This is a genomic window from Fusicatenibacter faecihominis (genome assembly GCF_020686945.1).
Classification (GTDB): Bacteria; Bacillota; Clostridia; order Lachnospirales; family Lachnospiraceae; genus Limivivens; species Limivivens faecihominis.
Window position 1 is genome coordinate 89,531 of the sequence record NZ_JAJEPR010000013.1, and the last position, 6,859, is coordinate 96,389.

Sequence of the window (6,859 nt, forward strand, 5' to 3'; positions counted from 1 at the left end):
CAGGCAGCCATGCTTGCATGGATATCTGGCGACTGCTGCGACGGTCTCGGTGATCTGGATGACGGAGCCGCAGAGCTGGTATCCGGCCTCGGGGAACTGAAGGACGGCAGTGAGGAGATGAAAGATGCACCACCGAGTTCCAGGATAAGACCAGCGACATCGATGACCAGATCGAGGATAAGATCGACGAGCTCATCGACGGCCTGAGCGGAAAAGATTACGAGCCGGTTTCCTTCACCTCCTTGAAGAACACCGACATCGGCCTGGTACAGTTCGCCATCCACACAGAAGCCATCAAGAAAGCCGATACCACCGAAGAAGAAACCGAAGCGGAGACCGAGACCGAAAGCGAGACACTCTTAAGCAGAGTGAAGAGTTTGTTCTCATAAGTAGTGATGTTGGGCATTGATGAAAATATATCTGAGATGATGGTATGATAAATAAAAATTGACTGCTTTAAGCTTTTGGAGCTTGGCAGTCAATTTTTTGCGGTGTATTTGACTTATTTTGAAGTTTTACAATATGCAGTCCATTTTTAATGATAGCAATCCAACATCAGGTTTTATACCTTGGCCTCCTCCGCGATCACCACCGGCAGCCTTGCCCCCAACCGACAGAGCAGTTCGTTGCTGATGCTGCCGGAGAGAGCGGCCACATTGGGAGCGAGAAGAGGGCTGTTTTCCGCGTTGTCGATGAGGATGGCGGTGTCGCCGACGGAAACGTCGTCTGCCCCGGTGAGGTCGATGGCGAGCTGATCCATACAGATGCGCCCGATGACGGGAAGAAGATGAGTGCTGATCCGCACCATGGCCTTCCCGGAGAGATTCCGCGGGAGGCCGTCTCCGTAGCCAATCGGCAGGATGGCGATGCGGCTGTTCCGCTCAGCCCGGAAGGTGCGGCCATAGCCCACAGTTTCACCTCGTGAAATCTCACGGATCAGAACGACCTTCGCCTTCAGGGCAAGGACCGGGCGGAGCTTTGGCTGCAAGAGCGTCCGATCATCCGGAGAGCTGAAAACTCCATATAAAGAAATGCCCGCCCGCACATAATCGCAGGGAAGATCCGGGTAATTGAGAAGGCCATAGCTGCTTTGAAGATGGATTTTGGGAATAGGAAGCCCAGCTGTTTCCATCTGGCTGATGAGTCCGTAGAAGCTGCGGATCTGTTTCCGAGTAAAAGAGATATCCTCCGGTTTCCGGCTGTCAGCACAGCAAAGATGAGTGAAAATCCCTTGTATACGCAGGTGTTTCATCTGAAAAAGCTTCTGCACGCCATCCAGATCGTCAGTATCCAGGCCCAGCCGATGCATCCCGCTGTCGATGGCGATATGAACGGAAACTGGGATTTTTTGGCGGTTCAGTTTTTCCGCATAAGGAAAGTCGATGAGTGTCTGCGTGAGTCGATAGGTTTTCAACTCCTTTGCCCGGCGAACGTCGGTAAACCCGAGAATCAGGATCTCACCCCGGATTCCGTAGCGGCGAAGCGCAATGCCCTCATCAATGGTGGCGACGGCGAAGGCCTTTACCCCGGTTTTTTCCAGGTGAGTGGCAACGGCATAGGAACCGTGGCCGTAGGCCTCACGTTTGACAACGCCCATAAGCTCGGCATTCGCCGGCAGGGCAGCTTTCAGGACAGAGACATTGTGCGTGAGGTTTGCAAGATTGAGCTCGATGTAAGCCCGGTCTTTTTCCGGATTGTGTGGTTTCTTAAAACTGAACCGCAGCCAGAGCGCGGCCATCGCAAAGCTGAAAAGAAGCGAGAGCAGGCACACGAGACCAAAGTGAAACAGGCTGTTCTGAGAGGAAAAACGCCACACTGCCGCAATCACCAGCGGATGAATGAGATAGACAACCAGCGAGGCAGGGCGGAGAAGCGGGATCCGTCTGCCTTTCCACAGCAGAACCAGGTGAAACAGAAAGTACATGGCGGGCAGCAGAAACACATACATGCTGTCGTGGCGCTGAAAACCATGTCTGTGCAAAATTAGGGCCTCGGCGAGGAGCAGTCCCAGACTGATGAGAAAGCCAACTCCGGCCTCGACAGAAGAAAGCTTCCTCCTCTCATCGGCGATAAAGCCACCCAGCATCAGAAAGACCGGGGCGAAAAAGAGGCCGTTTCTGGTGTAGTCGAAGAGCTCAAAAAGCCGGTCATAAAAAGCTTTCAGAAGCGGTAGCTTTTCCACGACGACGTAATAGCTGTCCCCGAAAAGACCAACCAGATAGAGAAGAAGGGCCATGACCAGTCCTTTGGAAAAATCCAGCTTTTCAACAAGTTTCCAGGCAATCAGCATGCCCAGCATGGAGGCCGGAAGATACCAGAGATGGTACATGGTTCCGTCGAAAATAAGATCCTTCAGAAGCTCCGGCAAAAGCTGAGACTGGGAAAAATAGCCATTGCGGAAGTTCAGCGGGAGATAGAGAAGGATTGAAGCCCCATAGATCCAGCCGGTCTTTTTCAGAAAATGACGGAGTTTCCGGTCGCTATCGTGATACCTGGATAAGAGAAAATATCCGCTCGTTATGAAGAAAAAAGGCACCGCAATCCGTGCCAGGACCCTTGTCAGGATAAAGTTCCCGGTCTCGCTGAAATCCGCCAGCGGTGAGGTGTGGATGGCGATGACGAGAATCGCGGCGGCAAGGCGCAGCCAGTCGATGCCGGTATCATAACGTTCTCTACTCATCGATTTTTTCCAGGGATAAATCCAGGAGTTTTGCCAGCATTTCCGGGAAAGAGAGGCCGATGCGCTTCATCATATTCGGATAGCGGCTGTGGGAGGTGAAGCCGGGGATCGTATTGACCTCGTTGAACACGATTTTCTGATCGGGAGTCAGGAAGAGATCCACCCGGGCGAAGCCGGAGCAGCCTAAAGCCCGATAAATCGTTTTTGCCACTTTCTGAATGCGCCGCTCGGTAATCTCGTCGATTCTGGCTGGCATGTGGATCTTCGAGGTTTTCAGGGTATATTTCTCGGTGTAGTCGAAGAAACCTTGGGAAAGCTCGATCTCATCCACACGGCCTACGGTGAGTTCATCATTGCCGAGGATGGCACAGCCCACCTCAAAGCCTTCAATGGCTTCCTCAGCGATGACCTCGGAATCATTCTGGAAAGCGAGGCGGATGGCTGCATCCAGTTCCTCCGGGGAGATGACCTTTGTTACGCCAAAGGAAGAACCGGCGCGGACTGGCTTGACAAAGACCGGAAAGCTTAAGTTTTCTCTGATCTCCTGAGTGGCCGTTGGAAGATCTTTTTCTTTAAAAGTGAGAGCTTTTGGTACGGAGATTCCTGCCAGAGAAACGAGTTTGTGGGCCCGGTCTTTATCCATGCAGAGCGCCGAGGCGAGGGTGCCGCAGCCGACCAGAGGAATGCCGGCAACCTCCAGAAGCCCCTGGACTGTGCCGTCCTCCCCGTTTTTTCCATGGAGCACGGGAAAGGCGAGATCAATCTTCTGAAGAATGTATTTTCCATCCGTCAGTTCCAGAAAGCCACCGACGGAGCGGCTCTGGGAAAAGGCCACAGGATTTAAATGAGCGGCGTCCTCGCACCAGGTTCCCTCCGGGATGCGGGCCGGATCACCGGTGTAATGATACCAGTCGCCGGTCATCGTGATGCCGATTGGGAAAACGTCAAATCGGGTCCGGTCGATGTGCTCAAAAACGGAGGCCGCGGACTTGAGGGAAACTTCATATTCTGTGGAGTGGCCGCCGAAGAGGACGGCTATTTTTTTCTTATTCATCAATGTTCATCCTTTCTGTGTAAAAGAAAAACTCCTGTTTTTCGTATGGCAATCATACCAAAAACAGGAGTCAGGATTCTTCCTTTGTCCCCACAGCTTTTCTTCTTTTCTCTGCGGAAATTCTTAAGTTTTTCTTATGAAAGGGGAAGGGTCACGGTAAAGATTATGCTGTCCTCCCCGTTGGCGGCGTCGATGGAGCCGCCGTGAAGCTTCACGATCTGTTTGGCGATAGCGAGACCCAGGCCTGCGCCGCCGCTGGAACTTCTCGCGGTGTCCAGTCGGTAGAACTGCTCAAAGATCCGGGCCAGTTTTTCCGGGGGAATTGCGTCGCCCTGATTCTGGAAGGTGACGATCACCTGCTCCTCCTGCACCCGGGCGGTGATGTCGATGTTGCTGTTCTTGTAACTGTAGAGAACGGCGTTTCGAAGGAGATTGTCGAAGACCCGCTGGATTTTGTCCGGATCGCAGTGAAGTGGCAGGCTTTCCGGGGTGTGAAGCGTGCAGGTCAGATTTTTTCCGCTCAGCATGGGTTTGAACTCAAAAACCAGCTGTTCGAGAAGCCGGATGAGATCGATTTTATGATACTCCAGCGAAATTTCCGAGAGGTTGAAGCGGGTGATCTCAAAAAATTCGTTGATGAGATCCTCCAGGCGCTCCGCCTTGTCAAGGGCGATGGAGAGATATTTTTCCCGGAGCTCTGGCGAAATCTCGCCCTCGTCATGGAGAAGCGTCAGATATCCGATAACGGAGGAAAGGGGCGTTTTCAGGTCGTGGGCCAGATACATGATGAGGTCATTTTTCCGCTGCTCTGCGTCTTTTCTCAGGCGGAGATTTTCCTGAGACTGGATTCGCGCCAGATTCAGCTCATTTTCCACGTCCGAGAGCTCTTCCGGGAGAGAAATGGCGGGGGCCTCCGGTTCCGACAGCGTTTTGGAGGCGTCGATGACGGTATCCAGGTATTCCAGCGGTTTTTCGATGGCTTTTCTCATAAAAGTAATGCTGCCGACGGCCATAACGACAAGGACGATGACGGGAGAGAGCATCTGCAGGGTCTTGAAGAGACTGTAAAAAGGCGAGTAGTCATACCAGATAAACTGCTTGCAGATAAACCAGGCCAGAAAATAACCGCCCATCATGACGGCTAAAAGGATCAGCAGGGAGAGAAAAAAGCGGTTCAGGATTCGTTTGGACAGCTTGGAATACTGTCGTTTTTTATTCGATTTCATAGCCGACACCCCAGACAGTCTTGATAAATTTCGGATTTTTCGCGGGTTCCTTCATTTTTTCACGCAGGCGGCCGATGTGCGCCATGACCGTATTGTTGCTGTTCAGATATTTTTCCTTCCAGACTGCCTCGAAAAGCTCCTCGGAACTCACAACCCTGCCTTGATGCTCGCAGAGATACCAGAGCAGGGAAAATTCGATGGGAGTGAGAGAGAGCTCTTTTCCAAAAAGCGTGCAGCGATGGCTATCTTTGTTAATGATGAGGCCGCGGATATCAAACTCGTTCTTTTCCTGCGGCTGCCCTATGGCAGGATTGTAGCGCTGGAAACGGCGAAGCTGGGTCTTGACCCGGGCCACGACCTCCAGCGGGTTGAAGGGCTTGGTGATATAGTCGTCCGCGCCGATGGTAAGGCCCATGATCTTGTCGGTGTCCGCGATCTTTGCCGTCAGCATAATGACGGGAAAATAATAGCTTTCCCGGATTTTCTGGCAGATATGGAAACCGTCGATATCGGGAAGCATGACGTCGAGAATCGCAAGATCCGGCAACGTTTTCTTAAGGCAGGCCAAGGCATCTGTCCCATTATAAAATTTGTAAACCGTGTAGCCGTCGTTTTTCAGATAAACATCGAGAAGGTCGGCGATCTCTTTTTCGTCATCGACGACTAAAATTTTTTCGTTCATGTGTTTTCTTCCTTTTGTGTGGTAGTTGCTTTTCCTGATTATAGGCGGTTGATTTTGGAAATGCAAGGGAAAAAGAATCTTGAAATTCTCTTTTTTCTCTTAAAAAAATCTTAAAATATAGGGGATTTCCACAAAAGAATGGCTCTGGCTGGTTGAAAATGTGTGCAAAAAATGGTATTTTTAAAATGACCGGTTAAGCAGTGTGAATGCATTTACAAGAAAATGGAGGTGGAACTATGAAGAGAAGAAGTGCTCAGAAGTTTATGGTTGGTTTCCTGACGATGCTGGCAGCGGGGACCCTGCCCGGAAGCGCGTACACAGTTTCGGCGGACAGCATGGATTTTGTGGAGTATGACATGACGACAGGAGCGGAGAACTATTTCACGGTAACGGTTCCGGGTGAAGATACGGGCGACCTTACGATGCAGGGTTTGGCGGGCGAGCCGGAAGATGCTGACGGCGATCTTACGATGCCTGGATACCAGGGCAGGCCTGATCCGACACCTGCCACAGCAAAGAAAAAGAACTGCTGGGTGAAAAAGGGCAGCTATTATTACTACTACAATTCCAGGGGAAAGCTTCTGCGAAACGGTATATATCAGATCAAGGGAAAAAATTACTGTTTTGATAAATATGGACGCCGCCGGACCGGCAAGATCCTCAATACGGACGGCAGCTACAGCACCTTTTCCAAGAAGACCGGCGAGGAAGTTTCGAGATATTTTCCGCTGAAGATCACTTCAATTTCAAAAAATACCTTAAAAGGGATCGCCTACAAAGCGGATAAAAATCACAAGCGAAATTACGAGATTTCTTTGAAACGGGTAAAACTTGTGGATGTGAAAAATCATGACATCACAACGGCAGAGCTGAAAAAAGGCAGCGTTGTTCGGCTGTTCGTAAAGAGCACCGGAACCGGCCAGAACCGGAAGGATAAGATCACAAAGATCCAGGCCGTAAGACAGCTGGTCTGGGAAGAAGCAAAATAAGGAAATTTTGATGGGATCCCCCGTCTGCTGTGAAAAATGGCAGGTGGGGGATCTGGCGGTTTACAGGGGGATTTGATATATGTTAGTATAGAGACAGGCATATTTTATGGGAAAGAGGTGACCTGAATGAATAAAAAATGGACGCTTCACGTTGAATAACTGCGCGTCGCATTCTCGTTACTTCAGTGATGAGTTAGACGCGCAATTTTTTATAAAAATATCGTAACT

7 protein-coding genes are annotated in these 6,859 nt (G+C 50.8%); 3 read left to right on the forward strand and 4 right to left on the reverse strand.

The features are described 5' to 3' along the window. The first annotated feature begins 9 nt into the window (after positions 1-9). The gene (locus tag LKD71_RS18695) at positions 10-207 is read left to right on the forward strand and encodes a hypothetical protein (protein WP_227615222.1); all 198 of its coding nucleotides are present in this window, start codon (positions 10-12) and stop codon (positions 205-207) included. Between the two features lie 35 nt (positions 208-242). Further along, positions 243-389: a hypothetical protein gene (locus LKD71_RS09485; protein WP_227615223.1), complete on the forward strand. Its 147-nt coding sequence runs from the start codon at positions 243-245 to the stop codon at positions 387-389. Positions 390-562: 173 nt separating this feature from the next. Here LKD71_RS09485 and vanT read toward each other — a convergent pair whose 3' ends face one another. The 4 genes from vanT to vanR form a co-directional block, all read right to left on the reverse strand. Beyond that, on the reverse strand, positions 563-2,680 hold the full coding sequence (gene vanT / locus LKD71_RS09490) for a serine racemase VanT catalytic subunit (RefSeq protein WP_227615224.1): 2,118 nt from the start codon (positions 2,678-2,680) through the stop codon (positions 563-565). Continuing rightward, positions 2,673-3,734 (reverse strand): D-alanine--D-serine ligase VanG, encoded by a 1,062-nt coding sequence (gene vanG / locus LKD71_RS09495; RefSeq protein ID WP_227615225.1) that lies wholly within the window; start codon positions 3,732-3,734, stop codon positions 2,673-2,675. Before vanG ends, vanT begins: the two co-directional genes overlap by 8 nt. Positions 3,735-3,868: 134 nt before the next feature. After that, positions 3,869-4,960 (reverse strand): sensor histidine kinase, encoded by a 1,092-nt coding sequence (locus LKD71_RS18525; RefSeq protein ID WP_227615226.1) that lies wholly within the window; start codon positions 4,958-4,960, stop codon positions 3,869-3,871. Continuing rightward, positions 4,947-5,642: a VanR-ABDEGLN family response regulator transcription factor gene (gene vanR, locus LKD71_RS09505; protein WP_227615227.1), complete on the reverse strand. Its 696-nt coding sequence runs from the start codon at positions 5,640-5,642 to the stop codon at positions 4,947-4,949. The genes LKD71_RS18525 and vanR overlap by 14 nt, the downstream gene beginning before the upstream one ends. Positions 5,643-5,878: 236 nt before the next feature. Here vanR and LKD71_RS09510 point away from each other — a divergent pair, with 236 nt between their 5' ends. Next, positions 5,879-6,631: a hypothetical protein gene (locus LKD71_RS09510; protein ID WP_227615228.1), complete on the forward strand. Its 753-nt coding sequence runs from the start codon at positions 5,879-5,881 to the stop codon at positions 6,629-6,631. Positions 6,632-6,859: the final 228 nt, after the last annotated feature.

Bases quoted from the DNA above. Each gene is read 5' to 3' on its own strand.
- LKD71_RS18525 (WP_227615226.1), bottom strand. From the start codon at position 4,960: ATGAAATCGAATAAAAAACGACAGTATTCCAAGCTGTCCAAACGAATC.
- vanG (WP_227615225.1), bottom strand. From the start codon at position 3,734: ATGAATAAGAAAAAAATAGCCGTCCTCTTCGGCGGCCACTCCACAGAA.
- LKD71_RS09510 (WP_227615228.1), top strand. From the start codon at position 5,879: ATGAAGAGAAGAAGTGCTCAGAAGTTTATGGTTGGTTTCCTGACGATG.
- vanR (WP_227615227.1), bottom strand. From the start codon at position 5,642: ATGAACGAAAAAATTTTAGTCGTCGATGACGAAAAAGAGATCGCCGAC.
- LKD71_RS18695 (WP_227615222.1), top strand. From the start codon at position 10: ATGCTTGCATGGATATCTGGCGACTGCTGCGACGGTCTCGGTGATCTG.
- vanT (WP_227615224.1), bottom strand. From the start codon at position 2,680: ATGAGTAGAGAACGTTATGATACCGGCATCGACTGGCTGCGCCTTGCC.